General features: G+C 72.3%; 24 protein-coding genes. 10 read left to right on the top strand and 14 right to left on the bottom strand.

The features are described 5' to 3' along the window. Positions 1–19: 19 nt before the first annotated feature. The 9 genes from hemL to hemE all read right to left on the bottom strand — a co-directional run bounded on the left by hemL (position 20) and on the right by hemE (position 10,038). Positions 20–1,342 (bottom strand): glutamate-1-semialdehyde 2,1-aminomutase, encoded by a 1,323-nt coding sequence (gene hemL / locus ABD298_RS05290; protein WP_425564317.1) that lies wholly within the window; start codon positions 1,340–1,342, stop codon positions 20–22. Between the two features lie 85 nt (positions 1,343–1,427). Further along, positions 1,428–2,477, bottom strand: a complete 1,050-nt coding sequence (locus tag ABD298_RS05295; protein ID WP_344298605.1) for an LLM class flavin-dependent oxidoreductase — start codon at positions 2,475–2,477, stop codon at positions 1,428–1,430. Between the two features lie 51 nt (positions 2,478–2,528). Then, a complete protein-coding gene (gene hemB, locus ABD298_RS05300) occupies positions 2,529–3,509 on the bottom strand; it encodes a porphobilinogen synthase (RefSeq protein WP_344298606.1) in 981 nt (326 codons plus the stop codon). Beyond that, on the bottom strand, positions 3,506–4,447 hold the full coding sequence (locus tag ABD298_RS05305) for a uroporphyrinogen-III synthase (protein ID WP_344298607.1): 942 nt from the start codon (positions 4,445–4,447) through the stop codon (positions 3,506–3,508). The genes hemB and ABD298_RS05305 overlap by 4 nt, the downstream gene beginning before the upstream one ends. Beyond that, a complete protein-coding gene (hemC, locus tag ABD298_RS05310) occupies positions 4,447–5,433 on the bottom strand; it encodes a hydroxymethylbilane synthase (protein ID WP_344298608.1) in 987 nt (328 codons plus the stop codon). The genes ABD298_RS05305 and hemC overlap by 1 nt, the downstream gene beginning before the upstream one ends. Before the next feature lies 1 nt (position 5,434). Continuing rightward, positions 5,435–6,712, bottom strand: coding sequence for a ferrochelatase (locus ABD298_RS05315; RefSeq protein ID WP_344298609.1), 1,278 nt, complete (start codon positions 6,710–6,712; stop codon positions 5,435–5,437). After that, entirely contained in the window at positions 6,709–7,425 is a 717-nt protein-coding gene (gene hemQ, locus ABD298_RS05320) for a hydrogen peroxide-dependent heme synthase (RefSeq protein WP_344298610.1), read from the bottom strand. Before hemQ ends, ABD298_RS05315 begins: the two co-directional genes overlap by 4 nt. Before the next feature lie 73 nt (positions 7,426–7,498). Next, on the bottom strand, positions 7,499–8,977 hold the full coding sequence (gene hemG, locus ABD298_RS05325; RefSeq protein WP_344298612.1) for a protoporphyrinogen oxidase: 1,479 nt from the start codon (positions 8,975–8,977) through the stop codon (positions 7,499–7,501). Beyond that, positions 8,977–10,038, bottom strand: coding sequence for a uroporphyrinogen decarboxylase (gene hemE, locus ABD298_RS05330; RefSeq protein WP_344298613.1), 1,062 nt, complete (start codon positions 10,036–10,038; stop codon positions 8,977–8,979). The genes hemG and hemE overlap by 1 nt, the downstream gene beginning before the upstream one ends. A 110-nt stretch (positions 10,039–10,148) precedes the next feature. Here hemE and ABD298_RS05335 point away from each other — a divergent pair, with 110 nt between their 5' ends. Then, entirely contained in the window at positions 10,149–11,483 is a 1,335-nt protein-coding gene (locus tag ABD298_RS05335; protein WP_344298614.1) for a glutamyl-tRNA reductase, read from the top strand. Between the two features lie 74 nt (positions 11,484–11,557). Here ABD298_RS05335 and moeB read toward each other — a convergent pair whose 3' ends face one another. Then, positions 11,558–12,742: a molybdopterin-synthase adenylyltransferase MoeB gene (gene moeB, locus ABD298_RS05340; RefSeq protein WP_344298615.1), complete on the bottom strand. Its 1,185-nt coding sequence runs from the start codon at positions 12,740–12,742 to the stop codon at positions 11,558–11,560. Positions 12,743–12,904: 162 nt separating this feature from the next. Between moeB and ABD298_RS05345 the strand changes: the two genes are divergently transcribed. The 3 genes from ABD298_RS05345 to ABD298_RS05355 are packed head-to-tail and all read left to right on the top strand — an operon-like array spanning position 12,905 to position 14,162. Then, positions 12,905–13,549, top strand: coding sequence for a TetR/AcrR family transcriptional regulator (locus ABD298_RS05345; protein ID WP_344298616.1), 645 nt, complete (start codon positions 12,905–12,907; stop codon positions 13,547–13,549). Positions 13,550–13,607: 58 nt separating this feature from the next. Next, a complete protein-coding gene (locus tag ABD298_RS05350; RefSeq protein WP_344298617.1) occupies positions 13,608–13,832 on the top strand; it encodes a DUF3107 domain-containing protein in 225 nt (74 codons plus the stop codon). Between the two features lie 9 nt (positions 13,833–13,841). Further along, positions 13,842–14,162, top strand: a complete 321-nt coding sequence (locus ABD298_RS05355; RefSeq protein ID WP_344298618.1) for a hypothetical protein — start codon at positions 13,842–13,844, stop codon at positions 14,160–14,162. 53 nt (positions 14,163–14,215) lie between these two features. Here the strand turns inward: ABD298_RS05355 and ABD298_RS05360 are convergent, their stop codons facing one another. Further along, positions 14,216–14,551, bottom strand: coding sequence for a 4a-hydroxytetrahydrobiopterin dehydratase (locus ABD298_RS05360; protein WP_344298619.1), 336 nt, complete (start codon positions 14,549–14,551; stop codon positions 14,216–14,218). Positions 14,552–14,677: 126 nt separating this feature from the next. On the opposite strand from ABD298_RS05360, the gene ABD298_RS05365 reads away from it, so the two are divergent. Then, positions 14,678–15,808 (top strand): FG-GAP repeat domain-containing protein, encoded by a 1,131-nt coding sequence (locus ABD298_RS05365; RefSeq protein ID WP_344298620.1) that lies wholly within the window; start codon positions 14,678–14,680, stop codon positions 15,806–15,808. A 61-nt stretch (positions 15,809–15,869) separates the two neighbouring features. On the opposite strand, the gene ABD298_RS05370 is transcribed toward ABD298_RS05365, so the two are convergent. From ABD298_RS05370 to thiO, 3 genes are read right to left on the bottom strand one after another with little or no spacing between them, the layout of a single operon-like run. Further along, positions 15,870–16,685: a thiazole synthase gene (locus ABD298_RS05370; RefSeq protein WP_344298621.1), complete on the bottom strand. Its 816-nt coding sequence runs from the start codon at positions 16,683–16,685 to the stop codon at positions 15,870–15,872. Position 16,686: 1 nt separating this feature from the next. After that, entirely contained in the window at positions 16,687–16,923 is a 237-nt protein-coding gene (gene thiS, locus ABD298_RS05375) for a sulfur carrier protein ThiS (protein ID WP_208709486.1), read from the bottom strand. Next, a complete protein-coding gene (gene thiO / locus ABD298_RS05380; protein WP_344298622.1) occupies positions 16,920–18,131 on the bottom strand; it encodes a glycine oxidase ThiO in 1,212 nt (403 codons plus the stop codon). The genes thiS and thiO overlap by 4 nt, the downstream gene beginning before the upstream one ends. A gap of 157 nt (positions 18,132–18,288) precedes the next feature. Here thiO and thiE point away from each other — a divergent pair, with 157 nt between their 5' ends. The 5 genes from thiE (at position 18,289) to ABD298_RS05405 (ending at position 24,400) form a co-directional block, all read left to right on the top strand. Then, a complete protein-coding gene (gene thiE / locus ABD298_RS05385) occupies positions 18,289–18,972 on the top strand; it encodes a thiamine phosphate synthase (protein ID WP_344298623.1) in 684 nt (227 codons plus the stop codon). Then, entirely contained in the window at positions 18,969–19,814 is an 846-nt protein-coding gene (locus tag ABD298_RS05390) for a prephenate dehydratase (protein ID WP_344298624.1), read from the top strand. The genes thiE and ABD298_RS05390 overlap by 4 nt, the downstream gene beginning before the upstream one ends. 20 nt (positions 19,815–19,834) lie before the next feature. Continuing rightward, the gene (locus tag ABD298_RS05395; RefSeq protein ID WP_344298625.1) at positions 19,835–21,394 is read left to right on the top strand and encodes an RNB domain-containing ribonuclease; all 1,560 of its coding nucleotides are present in this window, start codon (positions 19,835–19,837) and stop codon (positions 21,392–21,394) included. 249 nt (positions 21,395–21,643) lie between these two features. Continuing rightward, entirely contained in the window at positions 21,644–23,491 is a 1,848-nt protein-coding gene (locus tag ABD298_RS05400) for a DEAD/DEAH box helicase (RefSeq protein WP_344298626.1), read from the top strand. 54 nt (positions 23,492–23,545) lie between these two features. Next, positions 23,546–24,400 (top strand): DNA-methyltransferase, encoded by an 855-nt coding sequence (locus ABD298_RS05405; protein ID WP_344299051.1) that lies wholly within the window; start codon positions 23,546–23,548, stop codon positions 24,398–24,400.

Consider the following 24,400-nt stretch of genomic DNA (forward strand, 5'->3'; position numbering starts at 1 on the left):
CGCGGCGCAGCCGCCCGCGCTACGCCCCCGGGAGCGCCGCCGCGGCTGCCTTGGCGGCCGCCGGGAGGGCCTCGATGATCCGGTTCATCGCCACGTCGTCGTGCGCGGCGGAGAGGAACCACGCCTCGAAGACGCTCGGCGGCAGGTACACGCCGGAGTCGAGCATGGAGTGGAAGAACGGCCCATAGCGGAAGGCCTCCTGGGCCTGCGCGTCGGCGTAGTTCGCGACGCCCCGCTCGGAGGTGCCGAACGCGACGGAGAAGAGGTTGCCGGCCCGCTGGATCGTGTGGTCCACGCCCTCGTCGGCGAGCGCCTTCGAGAGGGCGTCGGAGAGCTCGAGGGAGCGCGCATCGATGTGGGCGTACACGGCATCCGTGGCGAGCCGGAGCGTCGCGACGCCGGCTGCCATGGCCACCGGGTTCCCCGACAGGGTGCCCGCCTGGTAGACGGGCCCGAGGGGGGCGAGGTAGTCCATGATCTCCGCGCGGCCGCCGAGCGCAGCCACGGGCATGCCACCGCCGATCACCTTGCCGAACGTGAACAGGTCCGGCGCCCAGCCCTCCCGCTGCCCCGTGAGGCCCCAGTACCCCGCGGGGCCGGTCCGGAAGCCCGTGAGCACCTCGTCCATGATGAACAGGGCACCGTGCTCCGCCGTGACGCGCCGCAGGCCCTCGTTGAAGCCCTCCGCCGGCGTCACGACTCCCATGTTGGCCGGGGCAGCCTCCGTGATGACCGCGGCGATGCGGTGGCCGTGCTCGCCGAACGCGGCCTCGACCGCGGGCAGGTCGTTGTACGGGAGCACCAGGGTCTCCGCGGCCGTCGCCGCGGTGACGCCGGCCGAGCCGGGGAGGGCGAGGGTCGCGACACCCGAGCCGGCGGACGCGAGCAGGCCGTCGACATGGCCGTGGTAGCAGCCCGCGAACTTCACCACGAGGTCCCGGCCGGTGAAGCCCCGCGCGAGCCGGATGGCGGTCATGGTCGCCTCCGTGCCGGTGGAGACCATGCGCAGGCGCTCGACGGCGGGGACTCGCCCGATCACGAGCTCGGCCAGGGCCGCTTCGTCGGGGGTGGACGCGCCGAAGGAGAGGCCGCGGTCAACGGCGGCGTGGACGGCTTCGAGCACCTCGGGGACTGCGTGGCCGAGCAGCGCCGGCCCCCACGAGCACACGAGGTCCGCGTAGTCGCGGCCGTCGGCGTCCGTCACGTACGCGCCCTTCGCGGAGACGAGGAAGCGGGGCGTGCCGCCTACCGAGCCGAAGGCGCGCACGGGCGAGTTCACCCCTCCCGGCATGAGCGAGCGGGCGCGGGCGAAGAGGTCCTCGGAGGTGGTCATGCCCCCCATTCTCTCGCACGCCGGGCGGTGGGCCGGAACCGGGAGGGGCGCACCCGCCGTCGTCCGCGCCACACGGACGACGGCGGCGAGGCGCCTACGCGAGCATGTCCGCCACGAGCGGGGCGACCTTGGTGCCGAAGAGCTCGATGCTCTTCATCATCGCGCTGTGCGGGAGGGTCCCGTTGGAGTACTTGAGGTCGAAGCGCTCCGTCCCGAGGGCCCGATGGGTGTCGGCGATCTTGCGGGCCACGGTCTCGGGCGAGCCCACGTAGAGCGCGCCGGGCCGGGATGCCTGGGCGTTGAACTCTGTCCGGCTGCCGGGGCCCCAGCCGCGCTCCTCGCCGAGGCGGTTGCGCATGGCGAGCCAATGCGGGAAGAGCTCCTCCCGGGCCTGCTCGTCGGTGTCGGCGACGTGCCCGGGCGAGTGGGTCGCGAGCATCGTGTAGGGCTTGCCGAACTTCTCGAGGGAGCGCTTGTACAGCTCGACGTACGGCGCGAAGCGGGCGGGCTCGCCTCCGATGATCGCGAAGCTCACGGGGTAGCCGTAGTGCGCCGCGCGCACGACCGACTGCGGCGTCCCGCCGACGCCGATCCAGGCAGGCAGCAGCCCGTGTTCGAGGTGAGGGTAGGCGGTGAGGCCGTTGATGGGCCCGCGGTGCCGGCCTTCCCAGCGGACCGGATTCTGCGAGCGGACGCGGTCGAACAGCTCGAGCTTCTCCTCGAAGAGGGTCTCGTAGTCCTCGAGGTCGAAGCCGAACAGCGGGAACGACTCGATGAAGGAGCCGCGGCCCAGGATGACCTCGGCGCGCCCGCTGGAGACGGCGTCGAGGGTCGAGAAGCGCTGGAAGACGCGGACCGGGTCGTCGGACGAGAGGACGGTGACGGCCGAGCCGAGCCTGATGCGCTCCGTCCTGGACGCGATGGCCGCCAGGACCACCTCGGGCGCCGAGACCGCGAAGTCGCGCCGGTGGTGCTCGCCGACGTCGAACGAGTGGAGGCCGACCTGGTCGGCGAGCACCGCCTCGTCGACGATCTCGCGAATCACCTGCGCGTGCGGCTTGGGCGCACCGTGCTCGTCGAGCCCGACGTCGCCGAAGGTGTTGAGGCCAAGGAGGACGGGAGAACCCGAATCAGTTCCATGCATATGCATTCAAACCCCGGCTGCTCCGCCTTCATTCCCTCTACGCCGGAGCGGTCAGTCCTCCGCGAGCCAGCGCGCGATCTCGGGAGCCCAGTACGTCAGGACCATGTTGGCCCCGGCCCGGCGGATGCCGAGGACGGACTCGAGGATGGACGCCTTCCGGTCGATCCAGCCGTTGGCGGCTGCAGCCTCGATCATCGAGTACTCGCCCGAGATCTGGTATGCGGCCACGGGCACGGGGCTCATCGCGGCGACGTCGGCGAGGATGTCCAGATAGCTCATCGCCGGCTTGACCATGACCATGTCCGCGCCCTCCTCGAGGTCGAGTTCGACCTCGAGCAGCGCCTCGCGGCGGTTCGCCGCGTCCATCTGGTAGGTGCGGCGATCGCCCTGGAGCTGCGAGTCCACCGCCTCGCGGAACGGCCCGTAGAACGCGGAGGCATACTTCGCGGCGTAGGCGAGGATCGAGACATCCTGATGCCCGGCGGCGTCGAGCGCCTGCCGGATCACGGCAACCTGGCCGTCCATCATGCCGGAGGGCCCCAGCACGTGCGCGCCCGCCTCGGCCTGCGCCACCGCCATCCGGCCGTAGACCTCGAGCGTCGCGTCGTTGTCGACGCGGCCCTGGGCGTCGAGGACGCCGCAGTGGCCGTGGTCGGTGAACTCGTCCAGGCATACGTCGCTCATGACCACGAGGGAGTCGCCGACCTCCTCGCGCACGGCCCGGATGCCGGCGTTGAGCACGCCGTCCGGGTCGAGGCCCGCCGACCCCTCGGCGTCGCGCTCCTCGGGGACGCCGAAGAGCATGATGCCGCCGAGGCCCAGCTCGGCCGCCTCGGCGGCGGCGCGGCGCAGCGTGTCGGTGGTGTGCTGCACGACACCGGGCATCGCCTGGATCGGCTGTGGCTCCGTGAGGCCCTCACGGACGAACGCGGGCAGGATGAGCTCGGCCGGGTGTAGGCGCGTCTCGGCGACGAGCCGGCGCAGGGCCGGGTTCTGGCGGAGCCGGCGGGGCCGGTGCTGGGGGAAGCTCACGGTGTCTCCTTCGAAACGGATGGGCGGGAGGCCAGTGCGCGGGCCACGGCGTCCACGATGCCCTCGGGAGTCGGGGTCGCGGCCGTGGCGCCGACGGCGAGGCCCAGGCGGTTCAGCTCCCCGGCGGTCGGCTCGCCGATCGCGATGAGGGCGGCCGCGTCGAGGGGACTCAGCACGGCGTGGATGCGCCGAGCAGCGCTCGGGGACGCGGCGACGACGGCATCGAGCCGGCCCGCCTGAAGCTCCGCGTTCGCCTCGCCCGGGGCGAGCACGACGGCGGGTGCCTCCTCCCCCTCTGGCTCACCGGCCGCGAGGCTTGCGACAAGACGGAGTTCAGGGTCTGCGGGGTAGTCCACCGTGCGGTAGGCCGTGACGGTCTCCACGTCCCAGCCGCGCGCGTCGAGGCCCTCGGCGAGCGTGGGGGCGGCAATGTCGCTCTGGGGGACCAGCACGCGGACCGTCCCCGCGCCGTCGGCGCCGGAGGCACCGGAATCGTCGGCGTAGGCCCACAGCTCGACGAGTCCTTCGGCGGACTGCTTGCCCTCGGGTGCGAGGTCCACGCGGAGCCCTTCGGCCTCGAGGATGCGGCGCGAGCTGGGCCCGATGGTCGCGACGTGCACCCCGGGCGGGACGATGGCCGCGAGCTCGCGGCCCTGGGCGGCCGCGACCTCCTTGAGCGCGCGGACCGTGGTGATGCTCGAGATGACGAGCCACCCGTACTCTCCCGCGGCGAGCCGGTCCAGTGCCGCGGACAGCGCGGCCTGGTCGGGGGCGCGTTCGAAGTCGATCACGGGCAAGAGCAGCGGTTCGGCTCCCGCGTGGGCGAGGGCCCGCGCCATGGCGCCCGCGCGGTCGGGGCTCCGGGTGAGGAGCACCCGGCGGCCGCGCAGAGGCGCGACCTCGACGCCGGGATGCACCCCGTCGGCACCGGAGGCCATCAGGCGCCGAGGTCCGCGAAATCGGCCACGCCCTGGGCGAGGAGTTCCTCCGCGAGCTCGATGCCCAGCAGCGTCGCGCCGACCTCGGTGAGCCCGTCCGTGGCCTTCGCGAGCCGGACGGACTTGGTCCCGTCCACCGCGCACACCACGGCCTCGAGCCTCAGCATGCTGCCCTTGCGCCGTGCGAGGGCGCCGACCGGCGCAGCGCAGCCTGCCTCGAGCCGGGCCAGGAGGGCGCGCTCGGCGGTCACGGCAAGGCGGGTGTCGGCGTCGTCGATCGCCGCGAGCGCTTGGGCGAGCACGCCCTCCGCGCTGGCGGCCGCTCCCCCGGCGGGGCGCTCGGGCGCATCCTCGAGGCGGCACTCGACCGCGAGCGCGCCCTGCCCCGGGGCGGGCAGCATGACCTCGGGCTCGAAGTACTCGGTCACGACCTCGGTCCGGCCGAGCCTGGCCAGCCCGGCGGCCGCGAGGACGACGGCGTCGAGGTCACCGGGCGCGTCAGGCGCGTTCCCGGGGAGGCCGGGAACGCGGCCGAGCCGCGTGTCCACGTTGCCGCGGATGTCCAGGACCTCGAGGTCAGGGCGCAGGGCGCGCAGCTGGGCCGCTCGGCGCGGCGAGCCGGTGCCGACCTTCGAGCCTGCTGGAAGCTCGGCAAGGGTCAGCCCGTCGCGGGCGCACAGGACGTCGCGCGCGTCGGCCCGGACCGGGATGGCCGCGATGGAAAGTCCCGGCTCACCAGAGGTCGGGAGGTCCTTGAGCGAGTGGATGGCCACATCGCAGCGGTCGGCCAGGAGCGCCTCGCGGAGGGCGACGACGAAGACGCCGGTCCCCCCGAGCGAGGCGAGCGAGCCGGTCTTGACGTCGCCCTCGGTCTTGATACGGACGAGCTCTGTGGCGAAGCCTCCCACGGCGGCCAGACGGTCTGCGGTCTGCTGGGACTGGGTCAGTGCGAGCGCGCTGCCGCGCGTGCCGATGCGCACAGACATGCTAGGCCTCAGCGCCCTTCCCCGCAGCCGGAGAGCGGCCGTCGTGGGCGGTCCCCAGCTCGACGCCCTCCTCAGCGATCACGGGCTTCGCGCCGCGGAAGTTCTCGCAGCAGCCGGGACGGCACACGTCGTACCACGGGCCGAGCTCGGTCACGTGCGGACGGTCCGTCACCGTGCCCTGCGCAGTCCGCTCGCGGATGAGCTCCACGAGGCCCGCAACGAAGTCACGATGGACCCCGGGGGTCGGGACCCGCACGGCCTCGACGCCGAGCTCCTTGCAGGTCTCGAGGGCCTCGGTGTCGAGGTCCCAGGCGACCTCCATGTGGTCGCTCACGAAGCCGAGCGGGACGATGACCGCGCCCTTCACGCCTTCTCCATCGGCTCCGGCGATGGCGTGGAGATGGTCGTTGATGTCCGGCTCGAGCCACGGGATGTGCGGGGCGCCGGAGCGGGACTGGTACACGAGGTCCCACTTCACACCGGGTGCCACCGCCGCCATGATGGCGCGGGCATTCGCGAGGTGCTGTGCCACGTAGGCTGAGCCGCCCTCGAAGGAGCGCGGCTCGCCCTCGGAGCGACCGGCCGCCTCCGCGTCCCGCATCGGGATCGAGTGGGTCGAGAAGAGGACACGTATCTCCGCGTCCCGGGAGCCGTCGGCGGCGCCGAGCGCCTCGCGCACGGTCGCCAGGCCGGCGGCGGTGCCCTCGACGAACGGGGCGACGAAGCCGGGGTGGTCGAAGTACTGGCGGATCTTGTCGACCCGCAGCCGCTCTGCGAGTCCGGTCTCCGTCAGCGCGACGCCGATGTCCTCGCGGTACTGGCGGCAGCTCGAGTAGCACGAGTACACGCTCGTGGTCAGCATGAGGACCGTGCGGTGCCCGGCGTCGTAGATCTCCTGCAGCGTCGCGGGGATGTAGGGCTCCCAGTTGCGGTTGCCCCAGTAGACGGGGAGGTCGATGCCCGCGGCTGCGAGCTCGGCTTCGAGGGCGGCCTTGAGCTGGCGGTTCTGCCCGTTGATGGGGCTCACGCCGCCGAAGGCGCGGTAGTGGTGGCTGACCTCTTCGAGCCGCTCGTCGGGGATGCCGCGTCCGCGCGTGACGTTGCGCAGGAACGGGATGACGTCGTCCTGCCCCTCCGGGCCGCCGAAGGACGCGAGGAGGATCGCGTCGTACTCGGTCGGCGCCAAGCGGCCGGCGGAAGTGACGGGGTTGGGCGCCGTGCTGACCGCGAGCGGCGCGACGGCGCCGTCGACCGCGGTCTGCGGGCTGCCGGCACTCACGCGAGCACCTCGGCGATCTCAGAGGCGGTGATCCGGCGCCCGGTGTAGAAGGGCACTTCCTCGCGGACATGGTTGCGGGCGTCGGTGTAGCGCAGGTGGCGCATCATGTCGACGAGGTCCACGAGCTCGGGAGCCTCGAGCGCGAGGATCCACTCCCAGTCGCCGAGCGCGAACGCGGAGACGGTGTTGGAGAGGACCTGCGGGAAGTCGCGGCCGAGGATGCCGTGGTCGCGGAGCATCCGCCCGCGCTCCTCCGCCGGCAGGAGGTACCACTCGTAGGAGCGGACGAACGGGTAGACAGTGAGCCACGTGCTCGGCTCGACGCCGCGGGAGAACGCGGGCGTGTGGTTCTTGGCGAACTCGGCCTCGCGGTGCACGCCCATCGCGGACCAGGCGAGCTCGGTGCCCGAGAAGAGCGCGGTGCGGCGCAGATCGCGGACGGCCTGCTGCAGGGCCTCGGGCGCCGCGCCGTGGAACCAGACCATGACGTCGGCGTCAGCCCGCATAGCCGAGACGTCGTAGGCGCCTCGCAGGGTCACGCCCGAGTCGCCGAGGCCGGCCACGAAGGCCTCGAAGTCGGTCACGGCGTCCTCGCTCGGGGTTCCGGCCCCGGGGACGCGGCGGAACACCGTCCAGAGCGTGAAGTACAGCGTCTCGGCTGCCTCCTCGCCCGTCGGGCTTTTGGTGACAGATTCGGCGGAAGTGTGGCTCATGGTCTCCAGTGTGCTCCTAACGCATCGGGAAATCGAAATCAGATTCTTCTACAGAGTGTAGAAGTGCTGAATATCACCCGTTCGCCTCGCGGCCGAGGGAGGCAGCGAGGGCGATCGCCTGTGCCCGGGCATCGGGGATGACGGCCGCGAGGCCGTTCCCCGCGGCCCATCCACCCACGACGGCGAGCCCCGGCCGCGCGGCGACGAGGCTTCTGATCGCGCTCACCCGGTCGCGGTGTCCGACGGCGGCGAACGGCAACGACCCTTCCCAGCGGACCACGTCCCACCCCAGAACGTCCTGCGGGGTCAGCACGACGCCGAGGAGCGTCGACGCGTCCCCGAGCGCGGCCTCGAACAGCTCGTCGTCCGACTCCGGCTCCCAGCGCTCCGGGTTCTCGCCGCCGTCCGGCTCGCCCGCGCGGCCGTAGGAGAGGCGCACAACGTGGATGCCCGGTCCCGCCGCGGCCTGGACCCACTCCCACTTCGCGCTCGCATGCGTGAGGGCCTTCGCGGCCACGCCGGGGACCTGGGGGGCGACGAGGATTCCCGTGCCGCGCGGGCGTGCATCCAGAGCCGGGCAGTCGATGACGAGGGTCACGAGCTTGACCTCCGGGCCGGGGATCGGCTCGTGGCCTGCGAGCTCGGGCACGGCGTCGGACAGGAGCTCGACGGCGGCGGGCCCCCCGAGCGCGACGACGACCACCTCGGCGTCGTAGGCGCCACCGGACCCGCCGGCCGTCCCGGGTGTCGAACCGACGCGCCAGAGGCTCCTGCCGGCGTCGTCCGTGGTCCGCTCGAGACGCTCGACGCGCTCACCGAGCCGAAGCCGCACCCCCTCGCGCTGCAGCCGATCCACGAGCGCTCCGATGATCCGGTGCAGCCCGCCGCGGATTCCGGCGACCGCGGAGCCGGCCTTGGTCCCACGGGAGGCACCCCGCTGGGCGGCGACGGCGGCGGCAAGCGAGCCCTTCTCCCCCATGAGCTGCCTCAGGCCCGGCGCCACCATGTCGACGTCCAGGAGCGCGGGGTCGGCCGAGTGCACTCCGCCGACGACGGGCGCGACGAGCCTGTCGAGGACCCGGCGCCCCATGCGGGCGCGGACGAACTGGGCCACGCTCTGGTGCGCCCTGTGGGTCCGCACGGGAAGCCAGCGGTCGAGGGACGCCCGCAGCGATCCCCACAGACCCAAGGCGGAGCGGACTTCCCGGTCCCAGGGATTGGCCGGAATGCCGAGCACGCCGGTCTTGGGCAGCTCCTCGGCCCCGTCGGGGAGGAGCACCCACGCACCCGAGGGATGCGGAGGGATGATGTCGCGGGAGAGCCCGATCGCGTCTACGAGGGTCCGCACCGCGTCGGTGCGGGTCGCGAACGACTCGGCCCCGGAGTCGAGCGTGAGGCCGGCGACCTCGTGCTCGCCGATGCAGCCGCCCCAGCGGTCAGTCGCCTCCAGGACCGTCACCTCGAGGCCCGCGCGCCGGAGCTCGAGCGCCGCGACGAGGCCCGAGATCCCCCCGCCGACCACGACGGCGCGCGCCGGCTCGCGTCCGGGCATCAGTAGGTGATCGAGTGGACGAGCTCGACCACCCGGGTCAGCACGTCGGGGTCGGTCTCCGGCGGGACGCCGTGGCCGAGGTTGACCACGTGGCCGGGGGCGGACGCTCCGGCGCGCACCACCTCGCGGACGTGCGCCTCGAGCACGTTCCAGGGCGCGGCGAGCAGTGCGGGGTCGATGTTGCCCTGCAGCACCACCCGGCCCCCGAGCCGGCGGTTGGCCTCGTGCAGCGGCAGGCGGTAGTCGACGCCGACGACGTCGACCCCGACCTCGTACATGGCCCCGAGCAGTTCCGAGGTACCGGTGCCGAAGTGCACGAGCGGGGCGCCCAGATCGCGCACGTGGTCGAGCGTCCGGGACGAGTACGGCGCAACGCTGCGGCGGTAGTCCTCCAGGCCGAGCGAGCCCGCCCACGAGTCGAACAGCTGGCCCGCCGAGGCTCCGGCCTCGATCTGGGCACGCAGGAAGCGGCCCGAGGCATCCGCAGCCCACTCCATGAGCGCGGCCCACGTACCCGGGTCGCCGTGCATCATCGTGCGGGGCCCGAGGTGGTCGCGGGACGGCTTGCCCTCCACCATGTAGGCGGCGACTGTGAAGGGTGCTCCTGCGAACCCGATGAGAGGAGTGTTGCCGAGCTCGGCGACCGTCATGCGGACGGCCTCGCGGATGGGCTCGAGCGCCGCCTCCTGCAGCCGCGGCAGCGCTGCGACGTCAGCTTCGGAGCGGACCGGCGTGTCGAGGACAGGCCCCACGCCGGGGACGATGTCCACGCCGACTCCGGCGAGCTTGAGCGGGATGACGATGTCCGAGAAGAAGATGCCTGCGTCGACGTCGTGGCGGCGCACCGGCTGGAGGGTGATCTCCGAGGCCAGCTCGGGGCGCAGGCAGGAGTCGAGCATGCCCACGCCCTCGCGGGCCTTGCGGTACTCGGGGAGCGATCGCCCTGCCTGGCGCATGAACCACACGGGCTTCCGGCTCGGGCGGCCCCCGCGGTATGCAGTGATGAGGGGCGACTGAGCCGTCCGCCCGTCCTTGAGGGGGTGGTCTGCGCTGAGATTCATACCCGCGATTCTCTCAGAGGGCCCGGGGGCCGATGGCGACAGGCTGTCACGGACATTGTGCCCTACGCCTCACTTTCTACATGCGAGCGAAAAGCTATGATGGGAGGGCTGTGGTTGTTTTCTCCTTGGTGGCGACTCACGCCGATACAGACCTTGAAACCGTTGCCCAACTGAGCAACGGCGCTTCCGCCGTGGCCTCGGCCGCCACCCAGTCCGGCGCCCTCAGCGGCGCGGTGGTGCTGGCGACCTGCAACCGCTACGAGATCTACGCCGAGGCGCCCACCCCCGCGGATGTCGACGCCGCCCGGTCGGCTCTCGTCGCCGAGATCAGCGCGCGCAGCGGCCTCCCCGAGGACCGGGTGTCCGCCTCCTTCAGCCTCAACCACGGACGCGACGTCACGCGCCACCTGTTCGCCGTGAGCTCCGGGCTCGACTCCGCCGTCGTGGGCGAGCGGGAGATCGCCGGCCAAGTGCGCCGGGCCCTGATCTCCGCCCAGCAGACCGGGACGGCGAGCCCCTCCCTCGTCAGGCTGTTCCAGACTGCGTCGAAGACCGCGAAGGATGTCGGCGCCCAGACGGCGCTGGGAAGCCGGGGCCTCTCGATCGTCTCGGTGGCCCTGGACCTTGCCGAGGACGTCGCCGTCGACCCCGCCTGGACCTCCAAGAAGGCCGTCCTCTTCGGCACAGGGGCGTACGCGGGCGCCACGATGGCACTCCTGCGCGAGCGCGGGTGCGCGGATGTGGCTGTCTACTCCTCGTCCGGCCGCGCCGAGGAGTTCGCGGCCGCCCGGGGCGCCGCCGCGCTGACCGCCGAGCAGCTGCCCGGCGCGATCGCCGAGGCAGACGTCCTGATCGGCTGCAGCGGATCGGACAGCGCGATGGAGGCGGTGGAGCTCGCGGCCATCCGCGAGGAGTCACCCCAGCCGCTCATCGTCATCGACCTCGCCCTCACGCACGACTTCGACCCGGCAGTGGGCACGCTCGACGGCGTCGAGCTCATCACCCTCGAGTCGGTCCGCCTTGCGGCTCCGCAGGAGCAGTCGGAATCCCTCGCCCAGGCCAGCGCAATCGTGTCCGCGGCGACTGAGGACTTCGAGTCCCAGCGTCAGGCGCGTCAGGCCGACGCCGCCATCGTCGCGCTCCGCCGGCACACCATGGCGGTCCTCGATGCCGAGATCGAGAAGGTCCGCGCGCGTCACGGCTGCACAGCGGCCTCCGAGGAAGTGGAGTTCGCGATGCGCCGCATGGTCAAGCAGCTCCTCCACACGCCCACCGTGCGTGCCCGGCAGCTCGCCGCCGAGGGCCGCGAGGACGAGTACCTCTCCGCCCTGGAGGCCCTTTACGGAATCAGCGTGGCGCTGCCGGGAATGGTCTCCCAGGACGGCCGGGATGCGGCTGCCGCGGACCCCTCGGACTGCCCGGTGGACCACAGCCGCGTGGGCTGACACCTTCCTGACGCGCGCTAGGGCCGCCCCGCGGTTGTGGGGCGGCCCTCGTGCTCAGGAGGCCGGCCTCGCGCTCAGTAGACGGGCTTGCTTGGCTCCACGTCCCGGACCCAGGCGAGCACGCCGCCTTCGAGGTGCTTGACGTTCGTGAATCCGGCGGCGTGCGCGGCCGCGAGGACGTTGGCGGAGCGCACCCCGCCCTTGCAGTGGAAGACCACCTCGCGGTCCCGCGGGAGTTCATCCCACGCCTCGCCGGAGAGCAGGCGGCCCTGCGGGATGAGGCGCGCGCCCGGGATCGCCACGATGGAAGCCTCGCCCGCCTCGCGCACATCGATGAGCTCGAAGTCCTTGAGCCCGGCGCCTCGCGCGGCGAGCATCGTGGCCAGCTGCGGGGCGGTCACGGACTCGTCGATGCCCGGGGACGCCGCAGGGGCCACGCCGCAGAAGGCCTCGTAGTCGGTCAGCTCGGTGATCGGCGCGGCATCCGGGTCCTTCGCGACCTTGATCTCGCGCCACGTCGCCGTGAGCGCGTCGTAGAGCTGGATCCGCCCGAGAAGCGTCTTCCCCACCCCGGTGATGAGCTTCACGGCCTCCGTGACCATCGAGGCGCCGATGGCGGCGCACAGCATCCCGTACACGCCGCCCTCGCCGCAGGACGGCACCGAGCCTGCCGGGGGCGGCTCCGGGAACACGTCCCGGTAGGTGGGACCGTGCTCCGCCCAGAAGACGCTCACCTGCCCGTCGAAGCGGAAGATGGAGCCCCAGACGTAGGGCTTTCCGAGGATCGCGGCGGCGTCGTTGACCAGATAGCGCGTCGCGAAGTTGTCGGTGCCGTCGAGGATGAGGTCGTAGCCGGCGAAGACCTCCAGGGCGTTGGACGAGTCGAGGTGGACCTCGTGGAGACGGACCTTCACGTGGGGGTTGAGCTCGAGGATCTTCTCCCGAGCCGAATCGGCCTTGGACCTTCCCACATCGGCGACGCGGTGGATCACCTGCCGCTGCAGGTTGGTGAGGTCCACCACGTCGTCGTCGACGATCCCGAGCGTCCCCACCCCGGCGGCGGCGAGGTAGAGCAGGGCCGGCGACCCGAGCCCTCCGGCACCGATGACGAGCACCTTCGCGTTCTTGAGGCGCCGCTGCCCGACGTCGCCGATCTCGGGGATGATCACGTGGCGGGAGTACCGCTGCACTTCCTCCGGCGTGAGCGCCTCCGCCGGGTCGACGAGGGGAGGCAGAGTGGTGTTCTCCTGAGATGCCATACAGACAATCTAGGCCCCAGCTGCGGGGCTTCCCCAGCCGGGTCCGCGTCCCGGAAGGCCTGCCCGCAGGACACGGCGCATGCCTGCACCTCCCCGCGAGTAGAGTAGGACTACCGTTTGGGCCATGCTCCACACGCCCGAACCCCCAGGAAGGCACCACCAGTGAGCACCGAACCGCGCGCCGCGACCGCACGATCGCCCCGCCTCCCCCGCGACGAACGGCGGGCGCAGCTGCTCGCTGCCGCCCTCGAGGTCTTCGCCGCCAACGGATACCACGGCGCGGCCATGGACGAGATCGCCGAGACAGCCCAGGTCAGCAAGCCTGTCCTCTACCAGCACTTCCCCTCGAAGCGCGAGCTGTACCTCGCGCTCCTGGACAGCCACCTCGCGTCGCTGACCGACCTCATGAGGTCCGCGCTGGCCTCCACCGATGAGAACCGGGAGCGGGTCAACGCGGTCATCCGCGCCTACTACGACTTCATCGCCGCGGACGACCAGGCGCACCGGCTCGTCTTCCAGTCGGACCTGGTCAACGATGCCGAGGTCGCCGCCCGGCTCGAGACGTTCAACCGCGGGTTCGCCGAGGCCATCGCCCAGGTGATCGCCTCGGACACGAAGCTCCCGCTCGTCGAGGCGCAGCTCCTGGGCCGTGCCCTTGCCGGCATGGCGCAGGTCAGCGCCCGGTACTGGCTCGAGAAGTCCAACGACCTCGACATCGACGTCGCGGCAGACCTCGTCTCCCGCCTGGCATGGCGCGGCATCTCGCGGTTCCCGAAAGAGGCCGGCGCCGGGAACGAAAAGGCCTAAGGTACATAGAGAGCCCGTGCAGGGCCTGCACCGTCATCAGAACCAAGGAGTCAACGGCGTGGAAATCAAGATCGGTATCCAGAACATCGGCCGCGAGATCGTGCTCGATTCCGTCAAGGACGCGGACGAGGTGGCCGCGCTGGTCTCCGAGGCGATCTCAGGCGGCAAGGAGCTCCGCCTTGAGGACGAGAAGGGCCGTCAGGTGATCGTCCCCGCCGGTGTCATCGGCTACGTGGAGCTCGGCGCCCAGGAGCAGCGCCGCGTGGGCTTCGGCGCACTCTGAGGCAGCACGGTGGAGACCGTCTGGTCCCTCGTCATCGTCGTGATCGTGGGGGTCGCTGCGGGCCTCGTCGTGTGGGCCGTGGACAAGCGGCACTCGGCGTACGGGATCATGCTCCCGATCGCGTCGGCAGTCGCTTCCGCGTGCATCCTCTGGATCATCCTCGTGTGGGCCGGAACCGGCTATCTGACCGGCCTCACTTGGATGCCCTGGGTCCTCCCCATGGCGGCTGCGGTGGCGGCCGCTGCGGCCGTGCCCGCCCTTGTGGGCCGGCGCCGGGTGAAGCACGACAGCGAGGCCCTCACCCAGCTGCTCCGGAGCTTCCGGGCCTGAGGGCGCTGCCCGCGGAACCGCCGAGGGCAGGAATCGCCGAGGGCACCGGGCGCCTAGGCGTCCGGCAGCCTCTCGGGCTGCGCCACGGCGTCCAGGGCCGCGGCCCTGAGCATGCAGCGGTGTGCGGCCTCGACATCGGTGCTGGTCACCGCCGAGCCGGCCTCATGGGTGCTGAAGCGCAGGACGACCCGGTTGTAGCGCCAGTCGAGGTCCGGGTGATGGTTGAGCTCCTCGGCCACCTCGCCCACAGCAGCGATCAAACTCAGCGCGGCCGCGGGGCCGCGCAGCCGGTACACCGTGGCAAGGGCGCCGCTGACATGCCGCCAACCGGGCAGCCGTTCCAGTTCCGCCTCAATCTGGGTCGGGCTGAGCGCCGCATTCTCTCCCATGGACCACAGGGTAGCGCCAGCGGCAGTCAACAAACCGCGACATCCGGTACGGATTCTGTGACACCGTGCGACAATGGGATCAACTAACCGGTCACAGGCTTGCGCTCCAGAAGCTGAGGGGATCCCATGCGAACGGCCACACACTTCCTCCGACGAGCCGCTGCTGGCGCCGTGGCAGCCATGGCCGTCGCCGCCGCGCTCGCCGCACCCGCCCGCGCTGTCACAGACCCCGCCCCGCCGGTCCTCCAGGGCGAGGCCGCCGTGGGGTCGGTGCTCACCGCGTCCTTTGACCCTGCATCCTACCGGGGCTGCGGGCAGGGAGCGGGCCCCGACTATCGGGTCGAATGGTACAGGGACGGAGTCCGGGTGTATCCCCCCGTCGGCGTCTCCCAGTACCCGCTCTCCACGGCCGATCGCGGCGCGCAGTTCACCCTGACGGTGGCCGCCAACGGAGCCTGCTGGGGCATGGAGGCCACCAGTGAGCCGACGGAACCGGTCGCGGCCTCGAGCAGGAACAGCGGCTTCACCGGCCGGGATACCGCCGAGCTCATGGCCCGCACCTCCGACGGCGCGCTCGTCCTGTACCCCCGGAGCTCCGGCTGGGAGGCCCCGCGGACCGTCGGACCCGGCTGGAACGGGATGTCGGTCGTCCTCTCGCCCGGCGACTTCGACGGCGACGGCGTCAACGACCTCCTGGCCCGGACGGCGGACGGAACGCTGTACCTGTATCCCGGCAACGGCTCGGGTGGGCTCGGGAGCCCGCGCGCCATCGGCTGGGGCTGGAACCGCTTCGACGCCATCCTCGGCCCGGGCGACTTCGACGGGGACGGCGCGAACGACATCCTCGCCCGCGAGCCCGGCGGCGCTCTCATCCTGTACCCCGGTGACGGCCGCGGCGGTTGGGGGGCATCCCGTCAGGTCGGCCAGGGATGGGATGCCCTGAACGCGCTCGCGACGCCGGGCAACATCGACGGCAGGCCGGGCCGCGACATCATCGCGCGGGACCGCGCCGGCAACCTGCGCCTGTACAGCGGCGACGGCGCGGGCGGCTGGAGCGGTTCGAGCATCGTCGGCACCGGCTGGGGCGGCATGCAGAGGATCGGCGGCAGCGGGGACTTCGACGGCGACGGCACCCCGGACCTCTACGCCATCGACTCCGCCGGGACCCTCCTCGTCTACTACTCCGACGGTGCCGGCGGCTGGACCGGCGCGGAGGCGGTGGGCTGGGGCTGGGGCGGATTCACCGCGCTCGTCTGACGGCCCCCCTTCTGGCAGTCCTCGTCTGACGAACCCCGGACACGTCCCCTCGAGTGGACGCTCAGAGGAACTGGGCCCGGCCCTCCATGGGACTCGAGGCGAGGGCATGCTCGCGCCGCGGAATGCGTCCGGCGCCCGCGGCGAGCCGTCCGGCGGCGACGGCGTGGCGGAACGCGTGCGCCATGCGCACCGGATCCTGTGCCCTCGTGACCGCGGTGGCCAGGAGCACGGCATCGCACCCCAGCTCCATCGCCAGCGCCGCGTCGGAGGCCGTCCCGATCCCGGCGTCGAGCACCACGGGCACCTCGGCGCGCGCGACGATGAGCTCGATGTTGTGGGGGTTCAGGATGCCGAGGCCGGTGCCGATCGGCGCACCGAGGGGCATGACGGCGACGGCGCCGAGCTGCTCGAGCCGGCGGGCCAGCACGGGATCGTCGTTGGTGTAGGCGAAGACCTTGAAGCCCCGCCCGACCAGCTGCTCGGCCGCGTCGGCGAGTTCGATCGGGTCCGGGAGGAGCGTTGTCTCGTCGGCGATCACCTCAAGCTTGACCCAGTCGGTCTCGAGGGCCTCGCGGGCAAGCTCGGCGGTCAGGACCGCATCGCGCGCAGTGAAGCACCCTGCCGTGTTCGGGAGGACGCGGATCCCCCTGTCGATCAGGAGCTGGAACAGGGAGCCCTGCTCCGCGGGCGAGTAGCGGCGCATCGCGACGGTTGTCAGCTCGGTCCCCGACGCCTCGAGCGCGTCGCCGAGCCCTTCGAGGCTCGGCGCCCCGCCCGTGCCCATGATGAGCCGCGAACCCAGCGTCACCCCGTCGACCACGAAGGGGTCGTCCCCCAGCACCTGCCCTGCGGCGGCGTTGATTCCTGTCTGCGTCATGTCAGCCTCCCTGCATCGCCGTGACGAGTTCGACGGCGTCTCCCGCCTCGAGGACGGTCCCTGCCCAGCGGCCCCGCGGGACCACCTCGGAGTTGAGTGCGACCGCGACCCCGAGCCTGCCGCCGTCGGCCGGCCGCCCATCGTCGCCGATCTCCCGGCCGATCGTCTCGGCCACGAGGGCCCGGACGGTAGCCGGCTGCGGGAGGGCCCGCGGCTCGCCGTTGACCGTGATGTTCATCGGATGCCTCCTTGAGGGGCCGCGCTGCGTGCGGCGGCGGAGCGCTCCGCCAGCGGCCGTGTCGTGCGGGTGAATCGGTCCGGGCGGAAGCCCTGCCAGCGCGGGTCCGCGACGCCCTCCAGGAGCCCCAGGCACACGCTCGCAGCGGCGGGTGTGAGCAGGACCCCGTGGCGGAAGAAGCCCGTGGCGACGATGAGCCCCGGGACGCACCCGGCGCCGTCGTGCGGCTCTCCTGCGGCGGCAGGGACGCGTCCGAGCAGCGGTGCATTGTCCGGGGTGCCGGGGCGTGCCCGGGCGGTGGTCTCGTAGAGCTCGAGCTCGGCGACGGCCGGGACGAGGGCCTGGGCGTCCCTCAGGAGCTCGTACACGCCGCCCGCCGACACCGCGTCGGAGCCGTCTTCACGCTGGGTCGCCCCGATCACCACCGTGCCGTCCTCGCGGGGGACGATGTAGACCGGCCGGCCCCGGACGAGCCCACGCACGGTCGCCGTGACGAGCGGCCGCACGCGCGCCGGCACCCGCAGGCGCAGCACGTCGCCGTAGACGGGACGTAGCGGCAGGGACACGGGAAGCCCGGCCAGGTCGCGGGCGCCCAGGCCGTTCGCGACCACCGTCTCGGCTGCGCGCAGCTCCCGGCCGTCCTCAAGCACGACGCCGGCAACCCGCCTGCCGTCCCACGCGAGCCGCGCCGCGCGGGCCCTGACGACGGACTCCTCGCCGAGCCGCGCGAGCAGCGCCGCGACCAGCCGGCGCGGGTCGACCTGGTGGTCGGCCTCGATCTCGAACGCGCCGGCGAGCGCAGGGGCAAGCAGCGGCTCGCGCGTGCGGGCCTCGCGGAGCGTCAGGGGCCGGACGTCGAGGCCATGGGCCTGCTGGACCGAGCGCAGGTCGGCGAAGGCCTGCCGGTCGGCGGCATCGCCGGCGAGGCACAGGGTCGGCGTGCTGAGGTAGCCGCACCCCGGGCCCGCCGACGCGGCGAACGCGGGCCAGAGCACGGCGGAGTGCACCATGAATTCGAGGAGCTGCTCCTCCTGGTAGTGGTACTCGCTCACGGCCGCGAGCATCCCGGCCGCGGCGAAGCTCGCCCCGCTGCCCGGCGCGGGGTCGACGACGGTGACGCGCCGGCCGCTGCGGGCGGCTTCCCACGCAATCCCGAGGCCGATGACGCCTGCACCCACGACGATGACGTCGGCGTGGACTTCCTCCATGGTTCCTTCCCTCCGCCGGCATGACCCGGATCAGGTGTGGCGGTCGGCGTTGCGCCCTCTCAGCCCGGCGTCGTGGCGACCGGCGCGGCCCTGCTGGGCCGTCTGCCGGGGCGTCACAGTCACGGGCTCCCGCAGTACTGCCGACTAGTCTAGTTCCATGCCCGCTCTCGACGCCCAGCTCTATGTCTGCACCGATGCCCGCAGGGACCGCGGCGACTTCGAGTCCTTCCTCGACGCGGCCTTCTCCGGCGGCGTGGACATCATCCAGCTGCGCGACAAGCAGATCGAGGCGGCCGAGGAGCTCGAGCTCCTCGGCGTGCTCCGGTCGGTCGCCGAGCGCCACGGGAAGCTGTGGGCGGTCAACGACCGTGCCGACATCGCGCTCCTCTCGGGCGCGCCGGTGTTCCATGTGGGCCAGAAGGACCTGCCGCTGCCGGCCCTGCGCCGCGTGGTCGGCGACGTGCCGCTCGTGGGCCTCTCGACCAACTCCCCTGCCCTCGTGGACGCGGCCCTGGCCGCCGCCGACGCGCCGGGCGCCCGCCTCGACTACTTCTGCACCGGCCCGCTCTGGGCCACCCCCACCAAGCCGGGCCGCGCCGCCGTCGGGCTCGAACTCGTCGAGCACGCCGCGCGCCGCACCCGCGAGGCGCTCGACGCCGGACTCTCCCCCCTTCCGTGGTTCGCGATCGGGGGCATCGACCACTCGAACGTGGCCCAGGTGGTCGAAGCTGGGGCGAGCCGGGTCGTCGTCGTGCGCGCTATCACCGATGCGGACGATCCGGCCGACGCCGCGAGCCGCCTCCGCGCTCACCTTCCCGCGCTGTCCTCCGCCCGCGCATGACGACGGTCGCGTACCAGGGCGAGCCCGGCGCCAACTCGCACATGGCGGCAATCGAGGCGTTCCCCCAGGCCGGGACGCTCGCCTGCGCGACCTTCGAGGATGCGTTCGCGGCCGTGACCTCGGGCGAGGCCGATCTGGCGATGATCCCGATCGACAACACGGTGGCGGGCCGCGTCGCAGACATCCACCTGCTCCTTCCGGACACGAGCCTCCAGATCATCGGCGAGCACTTCCTGCGCATCCGGTTCAGCCTCATGGGCATCCCGGGAGCGACGCTCGAGGGCGCGCGCGAGGTGCACAGCCATGTGCATGCGCTCGCGCAGTGCCGCGGGTTCATCCGCGAGCACGGGCTGACGCCTGTCGTCGCGGGCGACACGGCCGGATCGGCGCGGGAGGTCGCCGAATGGGCGGACCCCGCGAAGCTCTCGATCGCGCCGCCGCTGGCTGCCGAGCGCTACGGGCTGGCCGTGCTGGCCAACGACATCGAGGACCACCAGCACAACACCACACGGTTCGTGGTGCTGGCCCCGCCGCGCGAGTACCCACAGGCCGGAGGCGGCCCCTTCGTGACGAGCTTCGTCTTCCGAGTGCGCAACATCCCGGCGGCGCTGTACAAGGCCCTCGGCGGGTTCGCCACGAACGGGGTCAACATGACCCGGCTCGAGAGCTACATGGTCGAGGGGAAGTTCGCCGCGACGATGTTCATGGTCGACGTCGAGGGCCACCCTGACGAGCCGCCGCTCGCACGCGCCCTCGAGGAGCTCACGTTCTTCTCGACCGAGCTGCGGATCCTCGGCGTCTTTCCCGCCCATCCCCGGCGCTTCGGGGGCCACGGCGCCTAGTCGGGGCTAGGCTGGCCGTCATGGGCCACTCTCACGTCACCCCGAAGGCAGGCCGGCCCGAGGGCCCCCGGGCGGAGGCCGGCGGCGCCGCCCTCGCCGAGGCCTTCGCCGCGCTCCGCGAGGAGTTCCAGCTCGCCTCCGAGTACCCGGCCCCCGCGCTGCGGGAGGCGGAAGCGGCCATCGCAGACCTGAGGCTGCCGGAGGCCGACGCCACTGGGGTGGAGTTCGTGACGATCGACCCGCCGAGCTCGACCGACCTCGACCAGGCCCTCCACATCGAGAGGGACGGCGCGGGGTACCGCGTCCGCTACGCGATCGCCGACGTCCCGGCCTTCGTGCGGCCTCACGGGGAGCTCGACGCCGAGACCCGCCGACGGGGCCAGACCGTCTACGCACCGGACGCGAAGGTCCCCCTCCACCCGCACGGAATCTCCGACGACGCCGGGAGCCTCCTCGAGGACGCCGTGCGCGGAGCCTTCGTGTGGGACTTCTCGCTCGGTGCCGACGGTACGGTGACACGGGTCGGACTCGGCCGTGCGCGGGTCCGCAGCCGCGCGAAGCTCTCCTACGCCCAGGTGCAGGAGGAGATCGACGCCGGCACCGCCGTGGAGCCCCTGCTCCTCCTGCGGGAGGTCGGCATGAAGAGGATCGAGCTCGAACGCGCGCGGGGAGGCGCCAGCCTGAACATCCCCGACCAGGAGATCGTCCCGACTGAGGACGGCGGGTACCGGATCGTCGCGACCGCTCCGCGGCCCGTGGAGGACTGGAACGCCCAGATCTCGCTCATGACCGGCATGGCTGCCGCCCAGCTCATGCTGGACGCGGGGGTGGGGATCCTGCGCACCATGCCCGCCCCGGACGAGCGCTCGCTGCGGCACTTCCGCAGGCAGACGCAGGCGCTCGGCCGGCCCTGGCACGAGGGCCAGGCCTACGGCGAGTATCTGCGCTCCCTCGACGCGACGGATCCCCGCCAGCTCGCGATCCTGCACGCCGCCGCTGCGCTGTTCCGCGGCGCCGCCTACACCCCGTTCGACGGCGAGCTGCCCTCCGAGCGCGTCCAGGCGGCGATCGGCGCGCCCTACGCCCACACCACCGCACCGCTGAGGCGGCTCGTGGACCGATTCGTGCTCGTGCTGTGCGAGGCGATCGCGAACGACGGCGAGGTCCCCGACTGGGTGCGCGCGGCCCTGCCCGAGCTGCCGGGCCTCATGGCGTCCTCGGACCAGCTCGCGGCGCGCGTGGACCGGGCAGCGATCGACATCGTCGAGGCAGCGCTCCTGACGAACCGGATCGGGCACGAGTTCGACGCCGTGGTAGTGTCCGGGTCGAAGCCGGCCGCGGACGGCGGCGGCAACGGCGGCGACGGGCGCCCGGCGCAGCCGCTGGACCGCATCGCGAGCTCCCAGAACGGCAAGCACGCGAACGGCACGGCGGACTCGAAGCCCTTCGGGACGGTCCAGCTCTCGGAGCCCCCGGTCACAGCGCGCTGCGAGGGCGAGATGGAGTCCGGCACGACCATCCGCGTCCGCCTCGTCGAGGCCGACGTGCGGAGGCGGAAGGTCCTCTTCGAGAAGGCGTGAGGGTGTGTCGCGGGCCACGATTCCCGGGAATCCACAGGCTCGCGGTATCCTTGGACAGTTATTGGATGCCCGATCGTACCGCCGCGATCCTCTTTCATTTTGCCGGCCGGCACGCCGGCACCCTGATAGCCCGCGATCGGCTTCCACTGGATGGCCGGCGCGTTCCTGCTCCGGACGCCGACAGCAAAGGCTGTGCTGCGTCCGTCGAGCCAGACCCGCTCGGGCCCCGATGGAGAGGGACCCTACCCCTTGAATGAAGTTCACACGCACGAACTCCTGACCGACGATTCGGGCACGGAGGTCCTCGAGACCGAGGAGACCATCACCAACGACGCCCCCGTGCGCAAGGAGAGCCAGAAGACGTTCTCCGACTACGGCGTGGCGCCGGAGATCGCCCAGTCCCTCGCGGACGCGGGCATCCTCCACCCGTTCCCCATCCAGTCGATGACGCTCGGCGTCGCCCTCGGCGGCCACGACATCATCGGCCAGGCCAAGACGGGCACGGGCAAGACGCTCGGCTTCGGCATCCCCGCCCTGCAGCGCACGATTCCCGCCGAGCACCCGGACTACGCCCGGCTCGCGGTTCCCGGCGCGCCGCAGGCCCTCGTCGTGGTGCCGACGCGCGAGCTCGCGATCCAGGTCGGCAAGGACCTGCAGACCGCGGGCAAGCGCACCACCCTGCGCGTCGAGGTCATCTACGGCGGCCGCGCCTACGAGCCGCAGATCGAGTCGCTCCAGCGCGGCGTCGAGGTGGTCGTGGGCACCCCGGGCCGGCTCATCGACCTGCACCGCCAGCGTCACCTGAACCTCAAGAACGTCCGGATGATCGTGCTCGACGAGGCCGACGAGATGCTCGACCTCGGCTTCCTCCCCGACGTCGAGACGCTCATGGCCGCGGTCCCCGCGGTCCGCCAGACGCTCCTGTTCTCGGCGACGATGCCCGGCCCGGTCGTGGCCATGGCCCGCCGCTACATGACGCAGCCGACCCACATCCGGGCGAGCGACCCCAACGATGACTCGATCACCAAGAAGGACATCCGCCAGGTGATCTACCGCGCCCACCAGCTCGACAAGGACGAGGTCGTGGCGCGCATCCTCCAGTCCGAGGGCCGGGGCCGCACGATCATCTTCACGAAGACCAAGCGCACCGCCGCGAAGCTCTCGGAGGAACTGGTCGACCGCGGCTTCGCCGCCGCCGCGCTCCACGGCGACCTCGGCCAGGGCGCCCGCGAGCAGGCCCTGCGGGCGTTCCGCAACGGCAAGGTGGACGTCCTCGTTGCGACGGACGTCGCCGCGCGCGGCATCGATGTCGAAGACGTCACCCACGTGATCAACTTCCAGTGCCCCGAGGACGAGAAGGCCTACCTGCACCGCGTGGGCCGCACGGGGCGCGCGGGCCACAAGGGCACCGCCGTGACGTTCGTCGACTGGGAGGACGTCCCGCGCTGGACCCTCATCAACAAGGCGCTCGGGCTCGACGTGCCGGAGCCCGTCGAGACGTACTCGTCGTCGCCCCACCTCTACACGGACCTCGACATCCCAGCCGGCACCAAGGGACGCCTCCCGCGCAACAAGCGGGTCCTCGAGGGCGTCGACGCCGAGATCCTCGAGGACCTCGGCGAGCCCGGGAAGAAGAAGCGCGGCCACCGCGAGGGCAAGAAGGGTGCGGAGTCCGGCCACCGCGAACGCCGCCGTCGGCCCAAGGCCGCTGAAGGCGAGGCGCACGACGCCGCCGCTGCCGCCGGCTCTGCCGAGGAGCCCGCCGAGGGCGCGGGCAAGGCCGGCCACGGTCACGGGCGCGCGGACCGCCAGGCGCGCAGTGAGACGAACGGCGAGGGCCGACGCCGCCGTCGCCGCCGGGTCGCCGGGGAGGAGGGCGCCCCCGAGGGCACCGAGGCCGCCGGCTCGAAGCAGGCCCAGTCCGAGGCGCCGGGCGAGCAGAAGGCACCCCGGCGCACCTCGAGTGCCGCCGCTGTCCGCCTCTCCGACGCCGGGGACGGCGCTGTGCTGGACCGCGGAGTCGCGGCGGCCCGGCGCCGTCGTTCGCGGACCCGCCGCATCGACGGCGAGGTCGTCTCCCGCACCGAGTCCGAGTAAGGCGCGGTGGCCGCAGAGCGTCCCGCGGAGGCCGCCGGCCTCGCGGCCGCCAGCATGCCCTCGGGGCTCTTCAGCCCCGAGGGCCCGGACCTCGTGGTCCACGCCGACAACGCGAGCGTGCTCCCGGGGCTGCCCGGAGGCGCCTTCACGATGGTCTACATCGACCCGCCGTTCAACACGGGGCGGGTGCAGAAGCGCCAGGAGCTCTCCATGGTCCGCAACGCGGACGGCGACCGGACCGGTTTCTCCGGCCAGCGGTACGAGACCGTCAAGGGCGCCCTGCACCGGTACGACGACGCGTTCAGGGACTACTGGTCCTTCCTCGAGCCGCGACTCATGGAGGCGTGGCGCGTCCTCGCCGACGACGGAACGCTCTACCTGCACCTCGACTACCGCGAGGTGCACTACGCGAAGGTCATGCTGGATGCGATCTTCGGTCGCGACTGCTTCCTGAACGAGATCATCTGGGCGTACGACTACGGCGCCCGGACCAAGCGCCGCTGGCCCACGAAGCACGACAACATCCTCGTGTACGTCAAGGACCCCTCCGCGTACCACTTCGACTCAGCGGAGGTGGACCGCGAGCCGTACATGGCACCCGGCCTCGTGACCCCCGAGAAGCGCGAGCTCGGCAAGCTTCCCACCGACGTGTGGTGGCACACGATTGTCTCCCCCACCGGACGGGAGAAGACCGGCTACCCGACGCAGAAGCCCGAGGGGCTTGTACGGCGCATGGTCGCCGCCTCGAGCCGCCCGGGCGACTGGGTCCTGGACTTCTTCGCCGGCTCCGGGACGCTGGGGGCAGTCGCCCAGCGCCTCGGGCGGCGGTTCGTGTGCGTGGACGAGAACCCGCAGGCCGTGGAGATCATGGCCGGCCGCCTCCCGTCCGCGCGGGTCGTCAAGGTCTGA

It is taken from the genome of Sinomonas flava, assembly GCF_039531875.1.
GTDB lineage: Bacteria > Actinomycetota > Actinomycetes > Actinomycetales > Micrococcaceae > Sinomonas > Sinomonas flava.